We start from the raw sequence: 24,626 nt of genomic DNA, 5'->3' as shown, positions 1-24,626 counted from the left end.
GGCGGGTTGATTATTCTTAAGTCTTATTGCAAATAACAGTCATTAAGCACTGGCGCACCGATTACTTCACTTCCACCAACACATAATAAGCTGACAGTTTGACCTTTTGACAAAGTGGCAGCTTTATTTAGCTCTTCGTCAGCCAAATTTGCACTTGGCAATAAAAAGTTATATTCATCACCTGCACGCAAATTAATAACTGGCTTGTCCATAAAGTCCGCCTCGATTGAATCAACAACACCATGAACTAATAATTGCTTATCTTTGAATTGTTGATTGGCAGCAATTTCGTTTTGCTGATAAGCCTCATATAACTGTTGGGCTGTTACTTCAATAGTTTGCTGTTGCGGTTGTTCCGTAACTTCATCTGGCGCAACATTCGAGGATTCATTAGCAGTGCCAACCATTGCAGCATCTGCCGCCATTTCTGCTTCTTGCTCAGCCAACGACTGTTGACCTGCTTGATTTTGATTACTATCTGTCTCTTGTGTTAGTCCAAACAGGAAAGTCAAAACAAGAAAAATACCTAAAAATATAAAAAAAGCCTTCCATCTCGATTGCAATTTAAAAATGCTTGGTTTAATCACAGCGACAACTAAACAAATTAATGACAAAATCCCCAATAACGCCAAAACACCATCCATACAATATCCCCATCTGAAAAATATATTTTCGATGAGGATATTATAAAATTTATCTATGTACAATGTTAGTTGCTATTTCTACGGAAATAATCTACACGTTGTTGAAAGTTCAAATCAAACGGCAGTTTGCCCAAAATATCGATTGTGAGTCGTCTTGACTCGTCAGCACCAAGCACCAAACTTGCGGTAAATGCCCCATCTGTAAAATGGTCATTAATCTGCCCTGCCATTTTGGGATTGATGAGATAGAGCGAATCGCTGTAGCACGCCCACCACGCCGACACCCATTTCATGTGATGTGCAAGGGCTTTGATGTTCATGGCACTTGGCTGGATCGCTTTTGGTTTATTGCGGTACCAGCCATCACCAAGCCAGCCCAATGCTTCATCAAATTTGTTTAACGGCAACTCTTGATAGCGTGGAATGTTAAACGTGTTGTAAAACTCATGATAAACCGATTGATACGTCCGTTTATCTCGTTGCGCTTTGCGAAGCACTGCGTCTTTGATTGCTTGTTGTTGTTCGATCGTGATTTTAGGTTCTTCAATAACTGGGTTGCCGACTTCTTTGTCAAGAATATCTAAAACCCATCGGCGAAAATCTTTAGCCACAGCAGTACGTGCAAACATGGCGATAAGATGACAGCCACGTAGTGAAAAAACCCGTAACCTCAAATTGGGGTTCAAGGGACTATCAATAACTTGGGTCATTGTTTCTGTAAATTCGTCAGCATTTCTGTTATGAATTTGAGCGACTTTATCGGAGCGTGAATACCCTAAAGCTATTGCTAATTCGCTACCAGTAAGCCAAATTTGATTATTTATAAAGATTGGGGTCAAAGCGGTGTTTTGGAAACATAATGCGTTCATGTCGAACTCCTTCAATTTTAACCCTACGACCAAATAGGGTGGATTGTTACATCGGGTTGGTCGACTGAATGAAGGACTCAGCACACCTTACGGTGTCCCAATGCAACAACCCATAACAGGAGTTGCAAGCATAAAAATACCGCCAATATGGGCGGTTTATGCCCCTTCAAGATAGCCGACCAAAGCTAACGCCCGATTTTGCGAGCGCACGTTTAATTTACTGCTGTTCGGTGTCATTGTCAAATATCTATCCCGCTGTGACATAACTAATTGTTCTCGTGGTTAAGTTAAATATCTCAGCCAACTGCGATTGTTTGTAACCTTGGCGATACATCGCACGTATCCCCACATTACGTGCCCTAATGACTAAATCATCCACATAGAATCGTAACAACTCCCCTGCAAAATAATTCACCAGCTTTTGCGCAAGCGGATAGCCGAGTACCCGCACCAAGTGGTGATTTAGATCGATATTGGTATTCTTAGGAATGAGTAACATAATCTGACCACGCCCACAGCGCCCTTTGACTTGATAGCGCTTACATTGACTCACAAGGTAAAGCGCAGGCTGTCGCCCAATCACTTCCGCCACCGCTTGTAAATCTCCGCTTAAATCGCACGTCTGCTCCATCACATTCCCCAGTATTTTGCGACTATATGCTTTAAATCTTGGTGCGCCGACGATGCACAAGCATTGCAGCATCTCGACCGTGTTCGTTAGTCCGACCCATCCAACCTGTGATGCGTGCGAACGAATTGGCGTTGTATTTTGTGGCATTGGCTTTTGGGTGAATCATCGTGTATTGCAAGTCATTCTCTTTGCACCATTGCTCCCAGATACTTGCATCACGCTTGACCGACCCTGCACCTTGCGCTTTTTCCTTGCCACCTGTGAACCACGTGCGCAGGCGTGCGTCCTCAATGAATAAGCGCACGTTATCCTTGCCATGTTCCCAGATCAGCGCATTGACTTGAGTCATCGCTTTGGTGATAGACATAGAAGTGACCTCATTTAACTGACCACCCTTGCCATCGCCGTGATCTATCGCCACCGCAAAACCAGTGTTCACACCTGTATCAATGCCAATTAAAATCATCATGCGCACGCTTTCCCATAAATTCGTTTTTGGATGGCTTTTGGCAATGTGGTCAAGTGCCATTTCTCACAAAATAAACACTTGTACGCACGGAGCTTTCGACCGTTTTTTCGGTTTTTCGCTCCCCATCGTTGGTGATGTTTGTTTGATGTTTCGATCACTTTAATATCGAACATTGCGTGCGCTTTGCTGTCATAGCCGATTTTGTTGCAGACACTCATCATCACCCCTGTATTACTTTGAAAGCCAAGCCAACGATCAAGGCAGAGCATGAAAAGCCGAAGCCAAAACAGATACCACGCCAAAACCACTCACGGATCCAAAAACCGTCTAATTTTCCTTTGAACCACGCCGATGCAAACTTAAATAGCGCAAATAACGCAGAACCAACAACGATGCAAAATATGAAGTCTTTGGGTGTCATTGATTTGCCTCATTTATGCAGAAATGACAAAGCTCTTTTTTAAGTCCGTGACCACATTTGGCATATTTAAGAGTTTTAGATTCAGCCTCACCATGTTTGCGATGCGCCATCTCTGCCAAATTTCGCATAACAGCACCTACTCCAGCCAAACCTTGCTCTGGCTTGACTAAGTTGCTGTCTAACCACATCAAAAACATCGCACAGCAAACCGCATGTGCTAAATGAGATTCACCTGTTTCCTTGTCCTCTTCCTCACCTTGCCACCATGCGTCAATATGCCTGTGCATCGCATCGTAATAGCGTCGGCGAGCATCAGGGACAGTCTGCCAATTGTTCTCTGCATACTTACTTGCACCAAACTCCAAAACTCGGATAACAGCGTTTAACGTGCCAACTGGAATGAGCGAGAATCTTGGCTTTGATTGATCGTGTTTCATTGTCATGCTTCACCCCGCAAAGCCTTTTCTAAGCCCTCAATAAAACCGTCCATCGTTGCGACGATTATTGCTTTGTCTGTATTCTTATTAAATCGCTTAATAAACTGAGAAAATATGCGCACTTCTTGCTTGATCGCATCAATCCACTTTTGCTGTTCTTGCCACACTTCCCACATGTCTTGAGCATGAAAGTCAACATACTGATCGCCACGCTTTTCCAGTTGCGCACCGATATTCACAAACTTTTCTGCAAAGTGAACTACATACCATTTCTCAAACGCTCCTCTAGCTTCGGTCATTGCTTCACCGCCAAATAATGCTAAGATGTGCATCTTTCAATGCTTTAATCTTCTCGGCATCATTTTTTGTATCGTCAGTCAATACCCAATGAAAATCCGCAAGTATTTTTGACATATCAGACTTGGTGTTTTTGCGCTCAACTCGCTTCATAAAATCACCTTTGTCTGTAAATGTCGTTTCTATTGTGAATATGCTCATTTCACTATCACTCTTGTATCTAAAAAATTCTTGTTCACTGGTCCAACATACGCAGACCATCCCCAACCGCTTTGCCAAAAGTACCAAGTACCGTCATCCGCACGTTTCCAATACGTGCCGTCAGGTTCTTGATGCGTTGCGCCCTTTGGTCTAGTCATCTATGCGAAATCCTGTTGCTTGCTCGTGTTCAGTCGCTTTGCGCAGCTCATGCGCTGGCACTACGAAAATATGCTTCTTGCCCCAGAGCGCCGATGCTGAGTAAATCCGTGCTTCGCCTGTGGTGGTATAGTCTTTGATCTTGCAAACGTCATTCATGCTCGGGTGGCAAACGATGTCACAGTCGATCTTGAATGCTGATTCAGTCATGTGTTGATCCAGTGATGATTTAAGTCGCTTGCGTTTCGGCGCTTCTGTTCGCCACAGTTTTCGCAATCCAAGGCTTGTGATTTTGCGTTCAACACGAATCCGAGTGGTGCCAAGTGTTTCTGCGATACGTTTTGCGCCGTATCCGTCAAGATACATTTGCTTGAGTATTTTGACTTCTTGTGTGTACCAGTCAGCCATTCGATACCCTCACGTTGCTGTCTACGCCGTTGGTTTTGACGCTGTTTAATTTTTCGGTTCATTTCGTAGTTCTCGCATCAGTCCAGTTGCATTCGATCACTGACAGTCCACCATCTTGAAATCGTGACCACAGGCGGTCGCCGAGGTCGCTCTTGATCTCATTCAGGCTCATGTTTGAAATCAACATCGTCGGTTTCAAAGCGTCATAGCGTGCGTACAACACTTTGTGCACGCATTCGAGGATGTACGGACTTTTTGCGCTGCGGTCATGCAAGCCGTATTCATCAATGATCAACACATCGAGATCTGTGTAACGTAGGATTGCAGACTTTTCAGTGTCGTCCTTTCGGCTGTATGCGCTTGAGATATCATTCGCTAGATGCTCACTGGTGACGTAGCGCACGAACATCCCACTGTCGAGTAAGTTATGCGCTGTGGCGCACGCTAGATGCGTTTTGCCTGTACCAGTGCTTCCGACCATCACCAAGTTTTGTTTGCCACCGTCACGCAGATGCTTGATGTAAGCTGTGGCGCTCGCTTTTGCAGTCGCACGCCCTTGCGTATCCGCGATGTAGTTTTTCAATCCGCTTTGTGCATGACGTGCAGGGATTTGCGCACCGTGGAAATGTTTTTCACGAATCGACGCATGAGCATTTTTTCTATGAGATGCCTGTGCTTTTTCGAGTTCGCAATGGGTGCAGATCACTCGACCAGTACCAAACGAGATCACTTTTTGCGAGTTGTGCACTTGGCAAAATTCATCTGCGGGCTGTGCGAACGCTTGCGGTTTAATTTGCGCTAAAGTTTTCATCAGATGTAATCCTCCGCTTCTGCTTCGGTCACGATTGGTAGCTCAGCTCGGTTGTAATTCACAGGCTCTTGTGGCTGTTGCCATGCCGTGTTCACGTTGCGGTGGTCAGGCGTTGGCTTTGATCGTGATTCGTAAAAATCTCGATTTTTGTAGGTCGCATTCTTGACCCAGCTCACAAACTTTCCGAACAGCGCACGCTCTTTCAAAACACCGCTTTTCAGTCGATCGGCGTAGTAACTCAAGAACTCAGGTTTGATCGAATCGAACATTTCCTGCGTCATCGCACGTTCACCAGATTGCTGTAACCAAGAATTCACGGTGTGTAAATCTGGATTCCAAAGGTTCAGGATTTCATCGAGTGAATTTTCTGAATCCGAGTTTTCAGTGTTTGAATTCTCGTTTTGATTTTCTGCGCTCGTTTTTTGCTCGTGCGTGTTTGTGTGTGGATTTTCAGAATCAGGATTCAGGTTAAAGGATTCAGGATTCAGGATTCAGTGAATCAGGATTCAGGGCGTTTCTATCTGAGTTAGAAACAGTTATGAAACTGTTTCTAACTTGTTCTTGACTTGTGTTTGTATTGTTTTCTGCGCTCGTATTTGACGGTGCAAAACCGTTTTCGCCTTTTAAATCAGTGCTATTCCCTGCAAATTGCCCTGTTTTATTGTAAAAATCTTCGACTTGATCTTGTTGAAGATAAATCGGTTTACCCACAGTCGTTTTGTTTTTTGGGTTGCGATTGTAGACAGTGTAAATGCCGTTTTCGTCAGGAAGCTCGCTATCTTTCTCCAATCCATGCGGTGATTGATGCTTTGAAAAGTTAGTTATTTGGATAACATCCGTTTCATTGATGTTATATAACTTGATAAAACCGAGCTTATGAATGTTAGATAACAGTTCCGAAACGTTTATTTCATCCGCAGGGAATAATGACATTTTGATTTTTTTAGGTCGATTTTCTAAGCGACCCTCACGATCCGCCAAAGTCCACAAGCCGATGAATAACAAACGAGCTTCGCAAGATAGCTCTACAATGTCCTCATTCTGAAAAAATGAGGGCTTAATATTTCTTGCTCTAGCCATTACGCACCTCCCTGTTGGTCTTTAATGACTGACCAGCAGAACGCTATTGCAGTTGCACAGAACCAAAACCAATTTAAAAGAATTAAATTGTTTGAAAAAATGATCGACGCAGTAACGTACTGCACTGCCAAAAATTGAGTTCGATTCATGATTCACCTCGACTTTCAACAACACTCGAACACGCAACACACTTCTTGCGCACGGTACAAAATCGAGTTTCACCGTGCACAGGACAGCCAAAAAAGAACGTGCTTTTGTTGCGCTTTTTAGCCTCTTTGGCAACGACGTCTTTAGATCGCCCTCGCCTGTACACTTCGCCTGTATTGCTGAGTATTGTTGGCTTGTTTCCCTTTGCTTCCCACTCTTTTACTTCTTGCGCTATCGTGTAATTCTCAGGCTTGACTGGTGAGAACGTCTGAATCTGATATTGATGCGCTTGTGACGCTATACGACAGTCAGTCATGTGACCCTCCTCGCAAGGCATTAACAGTCGAAAGCAGATATGACTTACAGAGCGTTTCGTCATCTACAGAATTAAGCGCAACATGCAGATAGTTCTCAGCCTCATCAACAGCATCCAGAGCATGGCTAAGCCGTTCTTGTAGAACATCAATCCGCTTTTGCTGAACTTGCCACGATGCTAGCCATGAGCTCCATTGCTTTTTCATAGTTTCTGATAGGTATCGCTCCCCTGAGATTCTTTCAAACTCGTCATATCTAGCCTTTAGCTCCTCATAAGAAACTTGACACATTTTCGCTTGGTATTTTCCAAACGCTTCTCTAGCTTCAGTCATTGATCACCTCGCACAACACGAAACTCTATGACCCAAACCCACGGATTTTCAGCCCAAGAATCAGCGCCGTTAATTGATTCCCATAACTGCATAAATTTAGGTTTTTTGCAGTCACGTAAAAATGCCGAACCAACACCCTCTTTTACACAGTCAGATTCAGAAACATCATTCAGACGCTCAACTTGAATATTCGTGATTTCTAACAAAATGCGTGAAGCCCAACGTGGCATGTGGATAGATGGTTTCCATTTTCCATCTACCTTTGTTTCTGATGCTGCATAATAAATATGTGCATCCTTCACATCCCAAACTGGATTACCATCTTTATCGCAAATGTGATCATCTTCATTCCATGCATAACAGAATGTTTCACGCACCCAAAGACGATCGCCTATTTTTCCAAATGGACTTTTACATTTAAAAAATGACGAACAATGCGGAATGTCATCCTTTAAAATTTCATGAAAAGAAACTTCGGTTACCTTGTGTTCAACTTGATAAAGCGGGACAACTCTATTTTTCTTAACTGGCGGTTGAGCCTTTAATACACGACGAGTCTGTGTCTTTCGACCTTTCAAAATCGCTTGAACCATTTCTGTTTTGAATAAAATCGGGCGCTCTTTCATTGCTCACCCCCAAAATGCTTATGCGCTTCTTCTTTCAACGCAACAGCGCTTTCACGAGCTTGGTCACGTGACTTGAGTGCTGAGTCCATTAGCTCTGAAAGTCTCGTCTCTTTCACAAGATAATGACAGCACTGCTCATCCGTAAAATTCGGACACTTGTTTTTGCACGGATGTTGTTCTAAAATATCGTTATTCATTTGTTCACCATTTGAATCCAAAGCCTGACCTCAACCGTCAGGCTTTATTTGTTTGTAGGGATGAAGAAAATTGCTTGCATTGCGCTTCGAGTGAGTTGCGCAGTTGATGCAAGTTTGTTTCGACTTGATCCAGCACAGTCACCAACAAATCAAGCTCATTCGGTGTAATCCGCCCATCTGCCAGCGCATCGTGAACGCCCTGATTGATTTGACCGTTACCGATATTGATCTGTAGCAATGACTCAAGCACGCTCACCTGACGCTCAGATTCACCACACTTTGGCGCTGGTAAACACATAAAGCCGATGTCGTGTGCCATCACTTTGATCACCGCAGGGTTGCCAGTGAGTTTTGTAACCTGTTCCAGCCATGCGAGGCTTGGTACGTGGCTTTCCATGTTCTTGTTTGCGTAGTTCAGCACGGTGTTGTTGTGCGTGCCCGTGTAGTTTGCAATTTCTTCTGTCGACACGTCTGATTCACGTATCAACTTGTGCAATGCAATCTGTAATTCTCTTGATACTGCCATGTGATTTTTTCCTCAAATTTCACGTTTACGTGAGGCGTTGTACATTTGATACTTTGCTCATGGGTGCTCCTAAGCGTGTGCGGAATCTCGTTTCGAAGTAAATCCGAAATGCTCCAGTACATCGTCATCTGTAACCATGCCATCACTTTCACGTGACAATGCCTCTCGTAGTTTTTTACGAGGCTCTTTGTAGGCGTAAAAAAGATGGACCATTAAATAGTTAGGCGTAGTGCCAACTCGTTGCGCATACGCCTGAATTTGGTCTTCAGATAGGCTTTGTAGATATTCTTTAAATTTCATAAGAAATCCTCCATGCCTAATATTACCTTTTTGGTAATGTAAAAACAACCTTTTTTATTGTTTACCTTTTTGGTAAGTTTGGGGAGAATGTTTGCTATGGACAATAAGACTATTCGATATACGAATGTCCGCTATCTAGTTGATTTAATAGGCGGAGTTTCAAACTTTGCTCAAAGGCTAGACAAAGGACAATCACAGACAAGCCAATTTGCTGGAACTAATCCTATTAAGGGGATTGGTAATAAAATTGCTCGTGAAATAGAAGATGCTTTTAGCAAGCCTCATGGTTGGCTCGATGTGGCGCACCCTGAATTATGGGGTGTCCAGTCGAACATTGAGCAAGACACATCATCACGTAGTCCATCACTTAGCCATTTGGTGCAGAAGCTCGACCTATTAGAACAAAGCCAAAGCCTAACCAAAGAAGAAATAGACCTAATCAATCAAACGGTTGATGTTTTGAGTAAAAGTAAGAAAGTCAATAGAACAATTGATCTACAAGAAGCTGAACGTGCCAATCGTGCCATTTTTGATGAGGAAGCCACCACAAATGATCGTACAGAAGATCAAAAATGATCGGTTTTATAGTTTTATTGATTGGGTAAATCCAAAGTACCAAAACCTTAACCCTGTCTTTGTCGCCACCTATAATTTGCCAAATGTCGGCTTGGTGACGGCATATAGTAAAATTTATCAATTAAGCGCCGATAAGCGCAGTTTGATTAATGAGATTGTTGGCTATCTCTTTGCTAGTGCTTTAGGCATTCCACAGCCTGAATACGCTTTTCTCGCCGAGATTCCAACTACACATTTAAGAGATGTGGCAGTCAAGTACCCTCAATTTGCATGGCTTACGAAACTAAACTATTACCCTGCATTCTGTACTTCCCGACTGGATGGGGAAACAGCAGGCATCTTTCTTGGTGATGTGATACATACACAAGCCAAAGTGCAGACTGAGTTAAATAAATGGAAAGCTCTCCCTAATGCTGTAACGCTTGATGAGAATATTGCACATACCGACCGTCATTTAAATAACCTAATCCGAATCCGACACAACGAGTACGCCACAATTGACAATGGGCGTTTGATCTGCGATATAAGTGATGACTGGCAATGCACTATGCTTGCACCCAAGAAGCATTACACAAACAAGCTCTCTCAGATGGCTTGCAATCATTCCCCGAGTAATGATCAAGTCAGCACAATGCTTTCAATTTCAGAAAAACACCAAAATGCTTTTGAACAAATTCAGGACGAATTGATATACTGGGCTGGTCAACTTATCCCAAATAATACAGATAGGTCGCATTTTTTATCTTTTATTCAAGACCGTACAGGGCTAACAAAATGGCTAATAGAACAACGCTACCATCGACTGATATAGCATTTAATCTATTTGATGATGCTAGTCATTCTGATGTGCCAAAAATCACAGGACAGTGGTTTTCAATAAAAATTACTCCCGATCTTGTTGCAGATGATTCCTTTAATATTGGTGTGGTATTTATTGGCAATCACGATCAGAAACTACGTTACAAGCTCATCCCATCAGCTAAGCCTTTTCAGTGTTTATACGGCTTTGATGGATTAGACAATTTTAATTTTTTACTACAATCCACTCGTGAGCTTTTAGACAGTGGCGTGTTTGGCGAATCTGTATCACCGCATATTTCTTATTCGCAGCCGTCCCATTCATCAGGCATTACGGTTGATGAAATCCTCACATCACTATACAACACCAAAGTCCGATTACAGTGCGATGGCGACAGCATTAAGGATGAGGAGTTTAACTCATCATATTCTAGCGACCAGTTGCGCCGTAATTTTTTTGGCAAACTTAAAAAAGAAATGCCATCAGTTTATGAAAGAATCTACCATCAAGATCCGATTAAGCTGATTGACCCAGCAACCAATAATGAAATCAAGGTATCTTTGCCGATATGGAGCGAGCAACTTAATTTGCATAATGACAGCCCAGTGACGTTTGCTAACGTCATTTCAGCCCACTACAAGAGCGAAGTGCATCGTGGTTATAGCTTGGAGAAAAACGGCTGTACGCAAGTGCGCAATGCGTGTGAAATCAAGGGCAAGAAAGCCAAAGCGGGTATATTTATTTATCGCCCTAGCGTCAGCTCTATCGGCTTTAGCTCAGACATTATTGAGCAAGTGGATAATGACATTGAGCAAGTTTTACATTCCATTCTATTGATGAAAAAGAACGGCTACGACATTCAAGTCAAAGTCGAAGCTGATAAAAACAAACTCTACGAACACATGAAAGACTTCATCTAACCAACACCACCACAAACCACCTGTGAATCACTTTGCAAGTGGTTTTTTTATTGCCTTTAAAATCATAAATATAACCAAAAGGGTAAAAATAAATTACCTTTTTTCTAATTTTATCTTGCAATAAATTACCTTTTTGGTAATATCAACCTCATCAAGATAGCGACCAAGCTGGAACATACTCATGATGAAACGATTTAACAAAAAAGACGGCTACGGCATTGGTAATACAGCCAAACCCGCCGTAAACCACTTTCACTACACCACACCAACGCACGTGCGCTCACGTCAAAAACGCATCAAACACAATATGCTCTATGCAATCGAGCTGATGCTGTACGTCTTTGTTGCATGGGTCATGCTGTGCGGTATCGGCGCAGTGATGGGGCTGTAACATGGACAGTGGCATCAAAATGAAAACAGAGCACCAAGAACACATGTTCACGCTTCACTGTGAAAAAGTCGACGTAGCGCTCAGCAATGAACCTTTAGGTATGACCGTGCGCCAACTTGCCTGCAAATGTCGATTGAGCCTACGCACGATCTCAGATGCATTATTTGCGATTGGCGCTGTCTATGACGGTCAACGCTTCCACATTGATATGAATCGCAAACGTGCGGTGAATTGTTTTTAATTTTTAGAGGAACAACGATGAACGATCAATCCACCCATATCCAAATATTTGTGCCGTTGGCATTTTTAAAATCCGCTGTGATGTGCGCAGGTGATTTCGATTTGGATAACACCCAGCCATTTCGTAATGAACACGTGCATTTTCGTGACGGTCACATTGTAGCAACCAATGAGCATATGATGTTCTATGCGCCGATCAAGGGCTTGGCTACGGATGTGAAATTTAGCATTCCCAAGATTGACGTAAAACAGTTTATCGAGCGTGCGGAACGTCAAAATCTTAGCGCTCACAAGATGATTAGCATTCACTACAACGATGCTGTTAAAAATGGATTTTTAGAAGTCAAAAAGCATCTTCATTGTGAAGTGCATTTCCATGACCATCTGCAACTCGATAAATTTAACTGGCAAAATCCTGTCGAGCTATCAAACCAAGTTGTAGACAACGACTACCCGCATTTCCAAGCGAAATACATTCAAGTCATCGAAGATATTTCAAAACTTTTCGGCACGTTCTGCTCATCTGAAATCACCCCGACTGGCGCACGCAATCCAGCAAAAGTGGACTTTCTGTACAGCGAAATGGAATCACCCGCATACGTTCTGATCATGCCACGCCTGCATCATTCTGACAGCAATAAATACTGCGTAGAAGTGTACGAGAGTCCTGACGACACTGAGCCAACCGAGTGCGATCCAGCCGAATCTTTACATCATGCGATCAATGCAGTGATACGCATGCGTAAAGATGTCAAAGCAAACCTCACGTTGACTGCTGATCATGCGAGCACCTGCATCCAAGTCGCACGCTGGACGGGTGACGCAGAAAGCCATCATCGAGATATGTTCTATAACGATGCGTGGTTCGCCGAGCCACTTCGAGATTACAAGTCGCTCGAAGGTATCCGTGAGTTTATCGAAAAAACTGGCGATATTGTCGGCTGTATTGGCGCTGACGGAGCAACGACTATCGCACGCACGGTTGAAGAAGCCGAGTTGTTCTTTGCTGAGCATGGAGAAGCTGGCGTGACTTCTTAAAAGCCCATGCTATCTAAGCCGTGTAGTAATTGCGAAAGTGGCGACATGTACCACACGCCCACCTTTGCAGAGGTGTAAGCACAGAGTAGCAATGTAGTGTAACGGTTAGCCATGACATTATCGGGATAGCCCACCGTGGCGGTAAGGGTAATTAATTTTTTAGGAGATAGTTATGGGTATTGGATTTGTTGCATTTCTCGCTTTTGCATTTATTGGATTTTTCATTGCAGGCGTGTGGGTGGGTATTGATTTTTATCAAGCTAAGCTACGTGCCAAAGTAAAGAAAGATGCTTTGATTGAAGTTAATAATAAATTTTATCGGCTTGTTAAATTCGACTAATTTTTAAGGTGAAAGATGGATATTAAAGAACTGGTACAAGCAAGCCCATGCAAAAAGCGAATCTTATGGAACCGATATTAAGTCTTTTTACGGCTGGTGGCGCACCGAAGATGAAATCAAACAAGTAGTTGAAGCATTGCGCCAAGTATTCGGCAAGGAGATTGAAAATGATTGATATTGAAAAAGAGCGTGAACGCACTGGGTATAGCGGAAAACCACAGCAATGGCAGTTCGGCTTTGATCTAGCAATGTCTATCGCTCAGAAAGCCGAATCCGAAAAATGCGTTTGGCGTGAGACTGAGGATGGGATTTGGGGCACAGAATGCGGTCGAGATTATGTTTTCGATTCGTATGCAGCCCAAAAGCCGTCCGACAGCGGACAATACTGCTCGAATTGCGGTAAGAAAATCGAAGATGTACCTTTTGAGGATATTGAACATGAATAGCATAATCAATGGAAAACAGGCGTTAATTGCGCTGGCGAATGGTGAAGAAGTTCAATGGGCAACTGGTAATGATTTTCAAGACATTACAGACGAGTGGCAAGTCCGAGAGTTCTTACACCCTTCATTTAAGTTCCGCCTAAAACCAAAAATGATCTCAATCAATGGAATTGAAGTGCCTGCACCATTTAAGCCGAAAGTAGGTGATTGTGTTTGGAGCATATCGGATGATCCTAGTTGGGGATACTGCTCGTACAATTGGCTGGAAGGTTATTCTGTTGTTATTGGCGTATGGCGTACAGAACAGGAAGTAAAGCAGGTAGTTGAAGCATTGCGTCAAGTATTCGCTAAGAAAGTTGAAGAAGTGGGTTTTGAGGAGTGTGTAGATGAGTAAATTTAATTCGATAAAAATAAAGCTCTATTTAGGTATCGGCTTCCCTGGTGCGGTTCATGAAGAAGATGTTTTTCTTCACGAATACATAAGCGAAAGCGAATGGAACAAATTAAACGCAACTGAAAAAGAAGAGTTTCTACATGAAGAAATCTTTCGGGAATGGGTAAGTGGTTATCTCGATCAATCAGTTAGCATTTACGATGAGGAGGCAGAGTGATGGGCGCAATGCAAAAGATAGTTCGAGTAAGTAAACTTGATCAAATGACAGAAGCGCAAAAAGAAGCTGAACGTGAACGCTTTGAGGAACTTCCAGATGATGCGCTGGTTTCTCAAGAGATGACAGCAATTGTGATTGAGCGTTCACTGTCATTTTTGCAGAAAAAACGCTGTGAAGGTGGCGGCATCCCTTTTTACAAGGAAGAAGGCACACGCACGATCCTGTACCAAAAATCAGACATTCTTGCGTATCTCAAAGTAAAATTTAAGCGAATGATGCACACCGCTTAGTGCATCATTTCTTTTTCATCTCATCAACCAGATGCGCACGTTTATCAGCAAAAATAACTTGCTCGATCTCGTTCATCGCTTGACGTATCTTTTTATCACTCACTTGAATGTATCCTGCCGTCACATCCCTGTCGTCGTCTTCACGATGGTTCAACAGCCGTTTGATCGTATAGCGCCCATAGTCCAATCCCTCGGCTATTGATGCGAATGTCCTGCGCAAATCATGAAACGTAAACTGCACATCACAATCCGCATTAATCTTATCTCGCACTTTTGCAATATTAGAAATATGACCCGTCGCTGATTTTTTTGACGGAAATACCCAATTCCCATCGACATATCTGCGCCGTTTCTTCATCAATTGCCACAAAAAGTCGCCCATCGGCAAAGTATGCGGATCGCCATTTTTGGGATCAACTGAAGTAATAAAGCCATATTTCAAATCAATCGCATCCCAAGCAATCGATGCGCATTCTTCACTACGAAAACCCGTCAAAACCAAAGTTAATAAAAAATCTTTGTTGGTTTCGAGCTGCTGCCCTCGCCCCTGAAAATTTAAAACGGAATTTACCCAAGTCGGCAACTTATCCTCATTGATGTAAGTTTTTCGGCGTTTGATCTTATTCCATTGTCGTTTTGCTGTGAGCGTACTCACTGGATTAGATGTCGGCAAAATGGGGTGTTCGTTGTCATCAAGATAATGTTCAATCGAAAAGTTATAGATCGCACGAAATACACGCATCGCCATATTCGCTTGCGCTTTGCTATTCGCAGATAGCGATTGGTGCCGATCCTGAATCATTTTTCGAGTGATGTTTTTGAGCTTTATTTCTCGCCAATCTTTGAGATAGTTATTGATAACAGATTCGTAGTCGCTTCGTGTTCGTTCTGCCAGCTCACGCTCAACGCAATAGATCGCATACGCATCAAGTAGCGTTGGCTGTGACGCATCTAACTCATCATCACCAAGCGCACGCAGTCGATCATTTTTTTTAACTTCTGTGGGATTGATACCCCTGCTCATATCGAGCAACATTTCCTGCGCTTTCGCACGAGCCTGCGCTAATGTGAGCTGACCGTGAATGCCGACTGTCGCACGCACGTTCTTTCCATGAACTCGCTTTTCAACAACATATGTTTTGTACGTTGTATTGATGCGCACAGCAAAGCCGATCAAGTCCACGTCACGATAAATCGCTGGCGTTAATTCGAGTTGATCAATAAATGACTTTGTTAGCTTTACTCTACCTGCGCTCATGCGTTAAAATCTCGGCGTTTTGCAATATGTCGCAATATAACACAATAATTTCTAGTGCCTACTATGCGCCTACAAATTAAATTATATTGCAAATACCGTGATAATGATGCATTATTATTTCTGTATTTAAATATCGTAAATACAAAGAGTTAAAAAACTCAAGGGCCTATAGCTCAGTTGGTTAGAGCAGCGGACTCATAATCCGTTGGTCGACAGTTCAAGTCTGTCTGGGCCCACCAAATTTATGTATTATAACTATCAATATTGTCCAACATCACCACCTAACTCCATAAATTGTATAGATTTATGGTTTTTTTATGTCATGCTTTATCTCGTTTTGTCTCGCTTTAATTAGCCCTCTTGTGTATCCAGCTGTGTACCGAGTACGCTCATCAAATACTCGGATACAAAGTATACTTTATAATTTTCGGCGCATTCTGCACTAATTTACATTTGATTCTGCACTCAATCGCTAGTTTTCGTACCTCTTCAAACAATCAAAGCAGTTTTATTAGCTCATTCAAATCCATCTTTTCGTGCAATAAAAAGAGGCTGTCTCAAAACTATACCCCCCCTTGCGGAGTATACTCCTCATCCCCCTTCACTGGGGGAAGACCATTCAATAAAACCAAAGGGTTAGAATTCCTCCCCTTTTTAAGGGGAGGTTAGGTGGGGTTGAAAATTGGATTTTGAGACAGCTTCTTTTCGCATTTCTATCGAAGTAAACTCGCAAGCTATGAATCACTTTGCTGATTTTTCGCATCGGTAGAAGCATCTTGACTCGACTTAGCATCTGCGCCACCGCCGAGTACTTTATATAAAGTCACTCGGTTGGTCGCTTCTTCGAGTTGCAAACTGATCAGATTTTGCTGTGCGGTATAGAAGGTACGCTGTGCCGTCAGCGCCGTCAGATAATCATCAACGCCCTCTTTATAGCGTGCTGTCGCAAGAAGGTAGTACCGTGCTGAGGATTTGACTAAATCCTGTTGAGCTGTCATTTGCTGTTGAATGTATTCCCGTGCCGCCAATGCATTCGCCACATCATTGAATGCGGTTTGTATCGCTAGCTCATACTGTGCCACATAGATATTTTTCTGGATTTTAGAAGAATCCAACGTTGCTTTCAGCTCGCCCGCATTAAAGATCGGCACTGAAATCGACGGTGCAAAAGACCACACCCCAGTGGCTGCATTAAATAAACCTGCCAAGTCATCACTCGCCCGCCCTGCACTGGCAGTCAGCGAAATACTTGGGAAAAATGCTGCTCGTGCTGCACCAATATCAGCATTGGCACTTTTCAAGGTATGTTCGGCATAGAGCACATCTGGATGATTCAGCAGTACACTCGAGTCCAGATTACTCTGAATATTTGCCAATCGTACCTGATCAAAGTCGGCATTGGCTGGGGGTAAATAATCGTTCGGGACTTTGGTACCGACGACCAGATCGAGTTCATTTTTTGCCTGTGCCAACTCACTCTTGTAGCTGGCAATATCCGCTCGAGCACTGTCGACACTGGTTTTAATTTCCTCATAATCCATCGCCGAAGAAATGCCTTCTTTATATTTGGCATAGGTCAGTTGCATGGTTTTTTCTTGGCTGGCAAGGGTCTGCTGTGCGACCGCAAGCTGTTGCTGATAGGACACGATATTCAGCCAATCACCAGCAACCTCTGCAATCAAGCTCATCCGTGTACTGCGCTGAGTTTCTGCTGTGGCAAAATAGGTTTCTAAGGTTTCGTCCTTTTCATTTTTCAGACGACCAAAGAGATCCAACTCCCAACTGGTAAAGCCCACCGAAAACTCCGCAGACTGACTGATCGAACTGCTATTCCCAGAGCGGGTTTTAGCGCGAGTTTGCGTTGCAGATGCATCGACACTTGGAAACATCTCTGCACGTTGGATACGATATTGCGCTCGGGCTTTTTCAATATTCAGCATCGCAACGCGCAAATCCCGATTATTGTCTAATGCCAAAGCAATGGTCTTTTGCAAAGCAGGATCGGTAAATACACTGCGCCAATCCAGTTTGGCAATATCTTCGGCAGTAGTCGCTCCAACTGCTTGATTGCCAAAACTGCCTTGTACAGGCGAGTTTGGACGCTCGTACTTTGGTGCGAGATTGACACAACCATTGAGCACAAGGATGCTTGATAACAACACACCGATTTTAAAGTGCTTTGCATGATTCTTTGCATTGTTCCTTGCATATTTCATTGCAATCATGAATTGTGCTCCTGTGTCGTTTCAGCTTTGTCTTTTTTGGAAAAAATAGTACGAATCAATACATAGAATAGCGGGACAAAGAATATACCTAAAACGGTCGATACCAATGTCCCACCAAATACGCCTGTACCGAGTGAATGACGTCCCGCAGAACCTGCACCAGAAGAAAGCACCAATGGTAATACCCCCAGCAAGAATGCACACGAGGTCATAAGAATTGGACGAAGACGCATTTTTGCTGCATGAAGCACCGCATTGACTGCCGTTTCGCCTTTTTCTTCCAGCTCTTTGGCAAATTCCACAATCAAAATCGCATTCTTCGCCGCAAGACCAATGGTGGTTAATAGCCCGACTTGGAAATAGATGTCATTCGACAATCCTCTTAGACTGGTCAGCAACAGCGCACCCAGTACGCCGATCGGCACAGCCAGTAGTACAGAAAATGGAATCGACCAGCTTTCATAGAGTGCGGCTAAACACAGGAATACGAATAAGATGGAGACGGCATAGAGTAACGGCGCCATGCTGCCCGATTGTTGCTCTTGATAAGACAAGCCTGACCATGAATAACCAAAGCCACTTGGCAGTTGTTTCACCAAATTCGCCATTTCCGTCATTGCCGTACCCGAGCTTACACCTTCTGCGGCTTGACCACTGATTTCCATAGACGCAGAGCCATTGAAACGTGCTAAGGATGCAGGTGCAAAACTCCAACCACTTGAGGTAAATGCTGAGAAAGGCACCATATCATCATCTTCATTACGCACATACCAGCGGTTGATATCCGTTGGTGACATACGGGTTGATGCATCGCCTTGCACATAGACTTTCTTGATCCGTCCATTATTGACAAAATCATTGACATAGCTACTGCCAAGCGCCGTTGCCAGCACTGCATCAATATCGCTTTGACTGACTTTTAATGCCCCAGCCTTAGAGTCATTAATTTTCAAATCAAAAGTTGGTGCATCTTCCAAACTGCCATAACGTACCGAAGACAGCTTGTCATTCTTGTTTGCCAAAGCCAATAGCTTATCTTTGGCATCTACCAATGCATCATGTCCTGAACCACCAAGATCGGTGAGCTCCAATGTAAAGCCTGAACTTTGTCCGAGACCTGGGATACCTGAAGGCGCCATGGCAAAGATTTGCGCATCTTTGTACTGGGACATCATCTTGCCTGTGATCCGATTGCTAATTTCACCCGCACTCGCCTCACGCTCTCCCCAGTCTTTGAGGCTAATAAAGCCCATACCTGAGTTCTGACCACTCCCGCCTGTGCTAAAGCCAGCCACCGTCATCACAGTCTCTACTTCAGGCTGTTTTTCAATATAATCAGAAACTTCATCCATCACTGTCAAAGTTTGCTGTTGCGTAGCACCCGAAGGCAGTTTGACCGACACCATCAGCATGCCCTGATCTTCTTCAGGTAAGAACGAGGTCGACATGGTCATAAATAACCCTGCAATACCTGCCAAAATCACCAGATAGGCAATAATGACCGTCTTCTTATGACCGAGCACCCACTTCACACCACCGTGGTATTTATCGGTCATTTTATTAAAGCCATTGTTAAATCCAGCAAAGAAACGAGCCAACAGCCCTTTCTTCTTATGCTCAGATTTATCAATCGGTTTGAGTAATGTTGCACACAGCGCTGGGGTAATAGTCATCGCCACAATCACCGAAATGATCATCGCTGAAGCAATCGTCACGGAGAATTGACGGTAAATCGCCCCTGTAGACCCACCAAAGAACGCCATCGGGATAAACACCGCAGTCAAGACCAACACAATACCGATCAGTGCCCCAGTGATTTGCGTCATGGATTTTTCTGTCGCAGGTTTCGGTGCTAAGCCCTCCTCATCCATGATCCGTTCGACATTCTCCACCACCACGATGGCATCATCAACCAAGAGACCAATCGCCAGCACCATGGCAAACATCGACAAGGTGTTGATCGAAAAGCCTAGCAGTGACAACACGCCAAAAGTACCAAGCAAAACCACAGGCACAGCGACCGCAGGAATCAAGGTAATGCGCCAATTTTGCAAGAACAGATACATGATCAAAATCACCAAAGCAATCGCCTCAAACAAGGTGATGACCACTTCTTCGATAGAGATTTTGACAAACGGTGCCGTACTATAGGCGACCTTATAATCCACGCCTGTTGGGAAAAACTGTTTTAATTCATCCAGTTTTGCCAAGACTGCTTTTGACACATCGAGCGCATTGGCACCCGCTGCCAGTTCAATACCAATTGCTGCTGCATCTTTACCATTGAGCTTACTCACCATGGAGTAATCTTCACTACCGATTTCGACTTTCGCCACATCGGAGAGTTTGACTTCGGCACCTGATTCATCTGATTTTAAGATGATATTCTCAAACTGCTGCACCGTTTTCAGGCGACTACGTGCGGTGACCGTGGCATTTAATTCTTGCCCTTCGACTGCGGGTACAGCGCCTAGCGAACCTGCTGCTACATCACTGTTTTGAGTTTCGATCGCAGAGGTCACATCACTTGGCATCAATGAATAGGTTTTCAGCTTATCTGGATCGAGCCAAATGCGCATCGAATATTCCGAGCCCATGACCTGTACATTGCCCACACCGCTGACACGGCTGACTTGGTCTTGCACGCTGGAAACCATATAATCTGCCAAATCGGTGCCGGACATACTGCCGTCATTCGAGACGAAGCTGACCACCATAAACATGCTGCCAGAAGACTTGGTCACCGTCACACCCGTACTTTGTACTGAATCAGGTAATGAGGATTGCACCTGTTGTAGCTTATTTTGTACTTGTACCTGAGCGGTGTCAGGGTCTGTGCCCGAAGCAAAGGTCAACTTGACTGATGAACTGCCTGAGGAGGAACTGCTTGAACTCATATAGAGTAGATTGTCCAAGCCTGTCATGCCTTGTTCGATGACTTGGGTTACAGAGTTCTCAGTGGTTTCAGCAGATGCGCCAGTATAGTTTGCACTGATACTCACTGCGGGTGGTGCAATATCAGGATATTGTTCGATCGGTAAAGAATAAATCGACATCGCCCCTGCAAGCGAGATGACGATGGCAATCACCCATGCAAAAATAGGGCGATTAATGAAAAAATGGGCCATTTTTCGCTCCTAGTTTTTGCTTGTGGTCGTATTTGCGTCTGTGCTTGTTGTGGTGCTTTGCGTACTGGCTTGAGTAGTGCTTGCCGTATTCGTTGTCGATGTTGCTGTAGAAGTTGAGCTCGCAGCACTGGCTTCTGTATCGGCTTTTACTTGCGCTAAAACCGTTTTAACACTATCTCCTGCCGATACAGTGCTCGCACCCTCAATAATTAATTTTTCCCCTTGTTTTAAACCACCATTGACGATCCACTGATTGTCTAAGGTATCCGTCGTATCGATGACACGTTCTTCAACTTTGCCGTCTTTACCGACCAATTTCACCACAGGATCACCTTTGTGATTGCGAGTTACAGCTTTTTGCGGAATCAGAATGGCTTGATGATTGACCGCCATTGGCAATTCCGCTTTGACATAAGCACCGGGTAAGATCAGATATTTCGGATTCGGCACCAAGGCACGTAAAGTTACCGTCCCAGTTCCTGTATCCACCGATGAGCCGACAAACTCTAAAGTCCCCGACTGATCATAATAACTGCCATCTTCCAAAATGATTTTCACAGGCACTTTGCCATCTAAGGACTGTAACTTGCCTTCATCGATTTGCTTGCGCAGACTCAACAGCTCTGTACTCGACAACGTAATATCAACATACACAGGATTGATTTGTTCGATCGTGGTCAGCGCTGTGTCTTGATCAGCAGTGACCAAAGCCCCTGGTGTATATGTTGATGTTGCGATGCGACCAGAAATCGGTGCACGAACTGTGGTATATCCGAGATTAATTTTTGCCGTATTCAATGCAGCTTGCGCAGACATGACCGAAGCCTGACTTTGTTTTAATGTCGCTTCCGCATCGGCAAGATCTTGCTTACTGATCGCTTCGATTTTCATCAGATTGCGATAGCGCTGTACTTTGGGCTGATCAGAAATCAAACTGGCTTCGGCTTCAGCAAGATCAGCTTTGGCACTGTCATATGCCGCTTGGTATGATTTTGAATCCAGCTGATACAAAGGCTGTCCAGCCTTAACATAATCGCCTTCTTTAAATAAGCGTTTTTGAATGATACCGCCCACTTGCGGACGTACATCTGAGGTCATATAGGCAGTCACTCGTCCTGCCAAAGTATGTTTCATTTCCATCGATTGATATTGAATCACTTGCACCCCAACCTCTGGGGTTTGGTTCATCATTGCGGGGGCTTCTTCTTTGCTACACGCACTCAAAAATAATGGTGAACTGAGTAAAAATGCGGTCAGCAGTGCATATTGAAAATGGGATCGGTTCATATAGGCTCCAGTAATTATTTAATATTGATCGACTTTCTTAATCGTAAATCTTGACATTTCATTGGCATAATTGTTATGCATATAATGTCTCGATTGCGCTGAGCATTGCAAGATAGATTTTTTCCAGCGCATTTTGATCGACGCCTTTACTAAAACCTTTGCCCTTACGCAAGATAATCCCTTCTGAAATCGTCGCCATCACTTCAGAAATCGCCCGAATATCATACTGATCAGCACGAGGATAATGTCGTTGTAAAACCTCTTTGCCCATTTCACGCATCATTAGCTCTGACTTTTCCACCAAAGGGAAAACCGTGCTATTTTCTTTGACATTAAAGATTTCAAACAGCAAAGCAGATTCATCGGTGCTGATATTATTTGGATGACCATGCGCAAACTGCTGCGCACGCAACTGAATATCATGTTGCATGAGGTTAATATCAATCACTCGCTTTTGTGCGATATTCATCACGATACATTGGATAATTTCGTCTTTATCTTTAAAACAGCGATAAATTTGCCCCGGTCCTAGACTGCATTCATGCGCAATGACTGCGATCGAGAGTTGATTTAAACCATGCTTTGCAACGTATTGCATTGATTTTTCGATGATAAATTTACGACGGTGATGCAGTTTTTCAGAGAGGATACCGACAGCCATGCGAGTTCAGCCTTGTAGAGAGCGAGTGAGAATTTAAATTCTCCGCAATTTAATCCTCAACTTAGTGTTCAGCATGATGTGGCATTTTTGTTTTGTTTTTAATTGTATATTTTTAGTAATTTCATAAATTATTTTTGTGTATTCCATCACAGCTATTCAAAATGTCGTGCTCATTTACCGAGATATGGCATCGCTGTGTTTACTGCTTTTGTACCAAAACAGTTTCGGCAATAGACAACTTAACGAAATGATAAAAATCAGCAGTAAGGTGTGAAAATAACCCAGTTGCTCTGCCAAACCGCCACTGATGACATATAACCCACCACTCACCAAGCTCATGATCGCCACATGAAAAGTAAAATCCGTGCCTGCCATGTGTTGACGAGCATATCGCATGATCAGACTCAACATCGCCACCAACGCCAAAGCGGAACAGAACTCCTCTAAAGCATTGGCAAGATATAAGTGATATTTTGGAAATAAAATATGATTTTCAAATAGATATGCCAACACCACATAATAGCTGATCGCTAGACTTTGCAAAATTGCAAACGCCAAAAACATATTTTTTAAGCCAAACTGACGAATCATCAAACCTGCGAGTAAAGCGCCAACCAAAGCACAAATTGCCCCAAATACCGTCACGTTTAAACCAATCTGCGCCAGACTCAGTCCCATATCAATCATCATCGGCTTGATGATTGGACCACTAAGCCCATCAGCGACTTTGAAGGTCAGTAGCACGAAAAACCATAGTTTTAATTCAGGACTTTGCCAGAGATATGCCAAGCCTTGTTTAAACTTTAACAAAATCGAATCTTTGGTAATGGAATCAGCGAGTTCTATTGGTTGAATTTTCTGCGGTTCACTGTAAAACAGCACTGGGATACTATTGAGAAAAACGCCAAGACTGAGCAATAAAAAGGTCATTTTCCAAGACAGTAAGTCAATCGCATACAACACCGCCCCACCACCGACCAAGAAACCGAGCCGTGAACCAATCACTTGGAAACTATTACCCCAGTGGAGTTGCCCTTTCTTTAAAATATTGACTGCTAAACCATCTGTTGCAATATCTTGCGTGGCACAAAATAAATTGAGGCAAAATAGAACCGTGAATAATCCCCACAAAATCGTAGGGTTTGCCATTTGATCCATCGGTAAAAATGCCAATGCAATCAAGCAGATCAAGGTCAAACTTTGCGTAAAAATGATCCACGCACGATAATGTCCTAAACGTCGAGACCCAAATTGATCGACCACAGGTGCCCACAGAAACTTCAGCGCCCACGGCAACATCAACAGACCCGATACGCCGATCTCGGCAAGGGATACGCCATAATGACGTAGCAATGCAGGTAAGGCTTGAGTCATAAAACCAACAGGTAAACCTTGTGCCAAATATAGACTGAGCAATAGCCAAAGACTAAAATGTGAATGTTTAGAATGTATCGGTTGGTCAGATTGTATTGGCGCTACCGATGGTGAGTTGTGTTGCGGATTGTCGGTCATGAAGCGTCTTAATTGTTATATCATCAATGTAGATCAACAT

33 protein-coding genes, 1 tRNA gene and 2 pseudogenes are annotated in these 24,626 nt (G+C 43.5%); 12 read left to right on the top strand and 24 right to left on the bottom strand.

Annotation, left to right across the window (positions count from 1 at the left end):
- Positions 1–23: 23 nt before the first annotated feature.
- From BLQ60_RS07390 to BLQ60_RS07310, 18 genes and pseudogenes are all read right to left on the bottom strand, one after another.
- On the bottom strand, positions 24–644 hold the full coding sequence (locus BLQ60_RS07390; protein ID WP_092618186.1) for an OB-fold protein: 621 nt from the start codon (positions 642–644) through the stop codon (positions 24–26).
- A gap of 65 nt (positions 645–709) precedes the next feature.
- On the bottom strand, positions 710–1,273 hold the full coding sequence (locus BLQ60_RS07385; protein ID WP_171259084.1) for an ORF6C domain-containing protein: 564 nt from the start codon (positions 1,271–1,273) through the stop codon (positions 710–712).
- A 6-nt stretch (positions 1,274–1,279) separates the two neighbouring features.
- A pseudogene (locus BLQ60_RS14265) lies at positions 1,280–1,513 on the bottom strand (BRO-N domain-containing protein); the annotation flags it as partial.
- A 247-nt stretch (positions 1,514–1,760) separates the two neighbouring features.
- Complete coding sequence (locus BLQ60_RS07380; RefSeq protein WP_092618182.1) at positions 1,761–2,144, bottom strand: hypothetical protein; 384 nt, start codon at positions 2,142–2,144, stop codon at positions 1,761–1,763.
- Positions 2,145–2,175: 31 nt separating this feature from the next.
- Positions 2,176–2,613 (bottom strand): hypothetical protein, encoded by a 438-nt coding sequence (locus tag BLQ60_RS07375; RefSeq protein ID WP_092618179.1) that lies wholly within the window; start codon positions 2,611–2,613, stop codon positions 2,176–2,178.
- A gap of 417 nt (positions 2,614–3,030) precedes the next feature.
- Complete coding sequence (locus tag BLQ60_RS14100; protein ID WP_213030469.1) at positions 3,031–3,477, bottom strand: dATP/dGTP diphosphohydrolase domain-containing protein; 447 nt, start codon at positions 3,475–3,477, stop codon at positions 3,031–3,033.
- On the bottom strand, positions 3,474–3,803 hold the full coding sequence (locus BLQ60_RS07355) for a hypothetical protein (protein ID WP_143005199.1): 330 nt from the start codon (positions 3,801–3,803) through the stop codon (positions 3,474–3,476). Before BLQ60_RS07355 ends, BLQ60_RS14100 begins: the two co-directional genes overlap by 4 nt.
- A 162-nt stretch (positions 3,804–3,965) precedes the next feature.
- Positions 3,966–4,127: a hypothetical protein gene (locus BLQ60_RS14050; RefSeq protein ID WP_171259072.1), complete on the bottom strand. Its 162-nt coding sequence runs from the start codon at positions 4,125–4,127 to the stop codon at positions 3,966–3,968.
- Positions 4,120–4,533, bottom strand: a complete 414-nt coding sequence (locus BLQ60_RS07345) for a hypothetical protein (protein WP_092618171.1) — start codon at positions 4,531–4,533, stop codon at positions 4,120–4,122. The genes BLQ60_RS14050 and BLQ60_RS07345 overlap by 8 nt, the downstream gene beginning before the upstream one ends.
- 58 nt (positions 4,534–4,591) lie before the next feature.
- Positions 4,592–5,344 carry an ATP-binding protein gene (locus BLQ60_RS07340; RefSeq protein ID WP_092618169.1) on the bottom strand — a complete coding sequence of 251 codons (753 nt, stop codon included), beginning with the start codon at positions 5,342–5,344 and terminating at the stop codon, positions 4,592–4,594.
- Positions 5,344–5,661 (bottom strand): hypothetical protein, encoded by a 318-nt coding sequence (locus tag BLQ60_RS14045; RefSeq protein WP_171259061.1) that lies wholly within the window; start codon positions 5,659–5,661, stop codon positions 5,344–5,346. Before BLQ60_RS14045 ends, BLQ60_RS07340 begins: the two co-directional genes overlap by 1 nt.
- Before the next feature lie 111 nt (positions 5,662–5,772).
- Positions 5,773–6,424, bottom strand: a pseudogene (locus BLQ60_RS07335) (hypothetical protein); the annotation flags it as partial.
- A gap of 145 nt (positions 6,425–6,569) precedes the next feature.
- Complete coding sequence (locus BLQ60_RS07330; protein WP_092618166.1) at positions 6,570–6,887, bottom strand: hypothetical protein; 318 nt, start codon at positions 6,885–6,887, stop codon at positions 6,570–6,572.
- The gene (locus tag BLQ60_RS07325) at positions 6,880–7,218 is read right to left on the bottom strand and encodes a hypothetical protein (protein WP_092618164.1); all 339 of its coding nucleotides are present in this window, start codon (positions 7,216–7,218) and stop codon (positions 6,880–6,882) included. Before BLQ60_RS07325 ends, BLQ60_RS07330 begins: the two co-directional genes overlap by 8 nt.
- Positions 7,215–7,844, bottom strand: coding sequence for an ASCH domain-containing protein (locus BLQ60_RS07320; RefSeq protein ID WP_092618162.1), 630 nt, complete (start codon positions 7,842–7,844; stop codon positions 7,215–7,217). The genes BLQ60_RS07325 and BLQ60_RS07320 overlap by 4 nt, the downstream gene beginning before the upstream one ends.
- Positions 7,841–8,041, bottom strand: coding sequence for a hypothetical protein (locus BLQ60_RS13960; RefSeq protein WP_143005198.1), 201 nt, complete (start codon positions 8,039–8,041; stop codon positions 7,841–7,843). The genes BLQ60_RS07320 and BLQ60_RS13960 overlap by 4 nt, the downstream gene beginning before the upstream one ends.
- A gap of 37 nt (positions 8,042–8,078) precedes the next feature.
- Positions 8,079–8,567, bottom strand: coding sequence for a phage regulatory CII family protein (locus BLQ60_RS07315; protein WP_092618160.1), 489 nt, complete (start codon positions 8,565–8,567; stop codon positions 8,079–8,081).
- A 69-nt stretch (positions 8,568–8,636) separates the two neighbouring features.
- On the bottom strand, positions 8,637–8,867 hold the full coding sequence (locus tag BLQ60_RS07310) for a hypothetical protein (protein ID WP_092618158.1): 231 nt from the start codon (positions 8,865–8,867) through the stop codon (positions 8,637–8,639).
- 96 nt (positions 8,868–8,963) lie between these two features.
- Between BLQ60_RS07310 and BLQ60_RS14130 the strand changes: the two genes are divergently transcribed.
- The 11 genes from BLQ60_RS14130 (at position 8,964) to BLQ60_RS07260 (ending at position 14,515) form a co-directional block, all read left to right on the top strand.
- Positions 8,964–9,443, top strand: a complete 480-nt coding sequence (locus tag BLQ60_RS14130) for a hypothetical protein (RefSeq protein WP_244515984.1) — start codon at positions 8,964–8,966, stop codon at positions 9,441–9,443.
- Positions 9,418–10,254 carry a hypothetical protein gene (locus tag BLQ60_RS07300; RefSeq protein ID WP_092618156.1) on the top strand — a complete coding sequence of 279 codons (837 nt, stop codon included), beginning with the start codon at positions 9,418–9,420 and terminating at the stop codon, positions 10,252–10,254. Before BLQ60_RS14130 ends, BLQ60_RS07300 begins: the two co-directional genes overlap by 26 nt.
- Positions 10,218–11,162, top strand: a complete 945-nt coding sequence (locus tag BLQ60_RS07295) for a hypothetical protein (RefSeq protein ID WP_143005197.1) — start codon at positions 10,218–10,220, stop codon at positions 11,160–11,162. The genes BLQ60_RS07300 and BLQ60_RS07295 overlap by 37 nt, the downstream gene beginning before the upstream one ends.
- Positions 11,163–11,343: 181 nt before the next feature.
- Positions 11,344–11,553 carry a hypothetical protein gene (locus BLQ60_RS07290; protein ID WP_092618152.1) on the top strand — a complete coding sequence of 70 codons (210 nt, stop codon included), beginning with the start codon at positions 11,344–11,346 and terminating at the stop codon, positions 11,551–11,553.
- Positions 11,554–11,572: 19 nt separating this feature from the next.
- Positions 11,573–11,794, top strand: a complete 222-nt coding sequence (locus BLQ60_RS07285) for a hypothetical protein (RefSeq protein ID WP_143005196.1) — start codon at positions 11,573–11,575, stop codon at positions 11,792–11,794.
- A 17-nt stretch (positions 11,795–11,811) separates the two neighbouring features.
- Positions 11,812–12,831: a hypothetical protein gene (locus tag BLQ60_RS07280; RefSeq protein WP_092618146.1), complete on the top strand. Its 1,020-nt coding sequence runs from the start codon at positions 11,812–11,814 to the stop codon at positions 12,829–12,831.
- Positions 12,832–13,003: 172 nt separating this feature from the next.
- Entirely contained in the window at positions 13,004–13,171 is a 168-nt protein-coding gene (locus BLQ60_RS14040; protein ID WP_171259071.1) for a hypothetical protein, read from the top strand.
- Positions 13,172–13,338: 167 nt separating this feature from the next.
- Positions 13,339–13,617: a hypothetical protein gene (locus BLQ60_RS07275; protein ID WP_092618143.1), complete on the top strand. Its 279-nt coding sequence runs from the start codon at positions 13,339–13,341 to the stop codon at positions 13,615–13,617.
- Positions 13,610–14,008 carry a hypothetical protein gene (locus BLQ60_RS07270; RefSeq protein ID WP_092618140.1) on the top strand — a complete coding sequence of 133 codons (399 nt, stop codon included), beginning with the start codon at positions 13,610–13,612 and terminating at the stop codon, positions 14,006–14,008. Before BLQ60_RS07275 ends, BLQ60_RS07270 begins: the two co-directional genes overlap by 8 nt.
- The gene (locus BLQ60_RS07265; RefSeq protein ID WP_092618137.1) at positions 14,001–14,225 is read left to right on the top strand and encodes a DUF7167 family protein; all 225 of its coding nucleotides are present in this window, start codon (positions 14,001–14,003) and stop codon (positions 14,223–14,225) included. Before BLQ60_RS07270 ends, BLQ60_RS07265 begins: the two co-directional genes overlap by 8 nt.
- Positions 14,225–14,515, top strand: coding sequence for a DNA-binding protein (locus BLQ60_RS07260; RefSeq protein ID WP_244515983.1), 291 nt, complete (start codon positions 14,225–14,227; stop codon positions 14,513–14,515). Before BLQ60_RS07265 ends, BLQ60_RS07260 begins: the two co-directional genes overlap by 1 nt.
- Positions 14,516–14,519: 4 nt before the next feature.
- On the opposite strand, the gene BLQ60_RS07255 is transcribed toward BLQ60_RS07260, so the two are convergent.
- Positions 14,520–15,773 (bottom strand): tyrosine-type recombinase/integrase, encoded by a 1,254-nt coding sequence (locus BLQ60_RS07255; RefSeq protein ID WP_092618134.1) that lies wholly within the window; start codon positions 15,771–15,773, stop codon positions 14,520–14,522.
- Positions 15,774–15,935: 162 nt separating this feature from the next.
- Here BLQ60_RS07255 and BLQ60_RS07250 point away from each other — a divergent pair.
- Positions 15,936–16,012 (top strand) — tRNA-Ile (locus BLQ60_RS07250).
- A gap of 495 nt (positions 16,013–16,507) precedes the next feature.
- On the opposite strand, the gene BLQ60_RS07245 is transcribed toward BLQ60_RS07250, so the two are convergent.
- From BLQ60_RS07245 to BLQ60_RS07225, 5 genes are all read right to left on the bottom strand, one after another.
- A complete protein-coding gene (locus BLQ60_RS07245; RefSeq protein ID WP_244515982.1) occupies positions 16,508–17,998 on the bottom strand; it encodes an efflux transporter outer membrane subunit in 1,491 nt (496 codons plus the stop codon).
- Complete coding sequence (locus tag BLQ60_RS07240) at positions 17,995–21,126, bottom strand: efflux RND transporter permease subunit (protein WP_092618129.1); 3,132 nt, start codon at positions 21,124–21,126, stop codon at positions 17,995–17,997. Before BLQ60_RS07240 ends, BLQ60_RS07245 begins: the two co-directional genes overlap by 4 nt.
- Positions 21,127–21,135: 9 nt before the next feature.
- Complete coding sequence (locus tag BLQ60_RS07235) at positions 21,136–22,413, bottom strand: efflux RND transporter periplasmic adaptor subunit (protein ID WP_092618126.1); 1,278 nt, start codon at positions 22,411–22,413, stop codon at positions 21,136–21,138.
- A gap of 73 nt (positions 22,414–22,486) precedes the next feature.
- Positions 22,487–23,074, bottom strand: a complete 588-nt coding sequence (locus BLQ60_RS07230; protein WP_092618123.1) for a TetR/AcrR family transcriptional regulator — start codon at positions 23,072–23,074, stop codon at positions 22,487–22,489.
- 174 nt (positions 23,075–23,248) lie between these two features.
- The gene (locus tag BLQ60_RS07225; protein ID WP_092618120.1) at positions 23,249–24,586 is read right to left on the bottom strand and encodes an MFS transporter; all 1,338 of its coding nucleotides are present in this window, start codon (positions 24,584–24,586) and stop codon (positions 23,249–23,251) included.
- Positions 24,587–24,626: the final 40 nt, after the last annotated feature.

It is taken from the genome of Acinetobacter marinus (assembly GCF_900096915.1).
GTDB classification, from domain to species: Bacteria; Pseudomonadota; Gammaproteobacteria; order Pseudomonadales; family Moraxellaceae; genus Acinetobacter; species Acinetobacter marinus.
The sequence above is the reverse complement of the archived record's forward strand: the minus strand, read 5'-3'. Positions and strand labels throughout refer to the sequence as shown.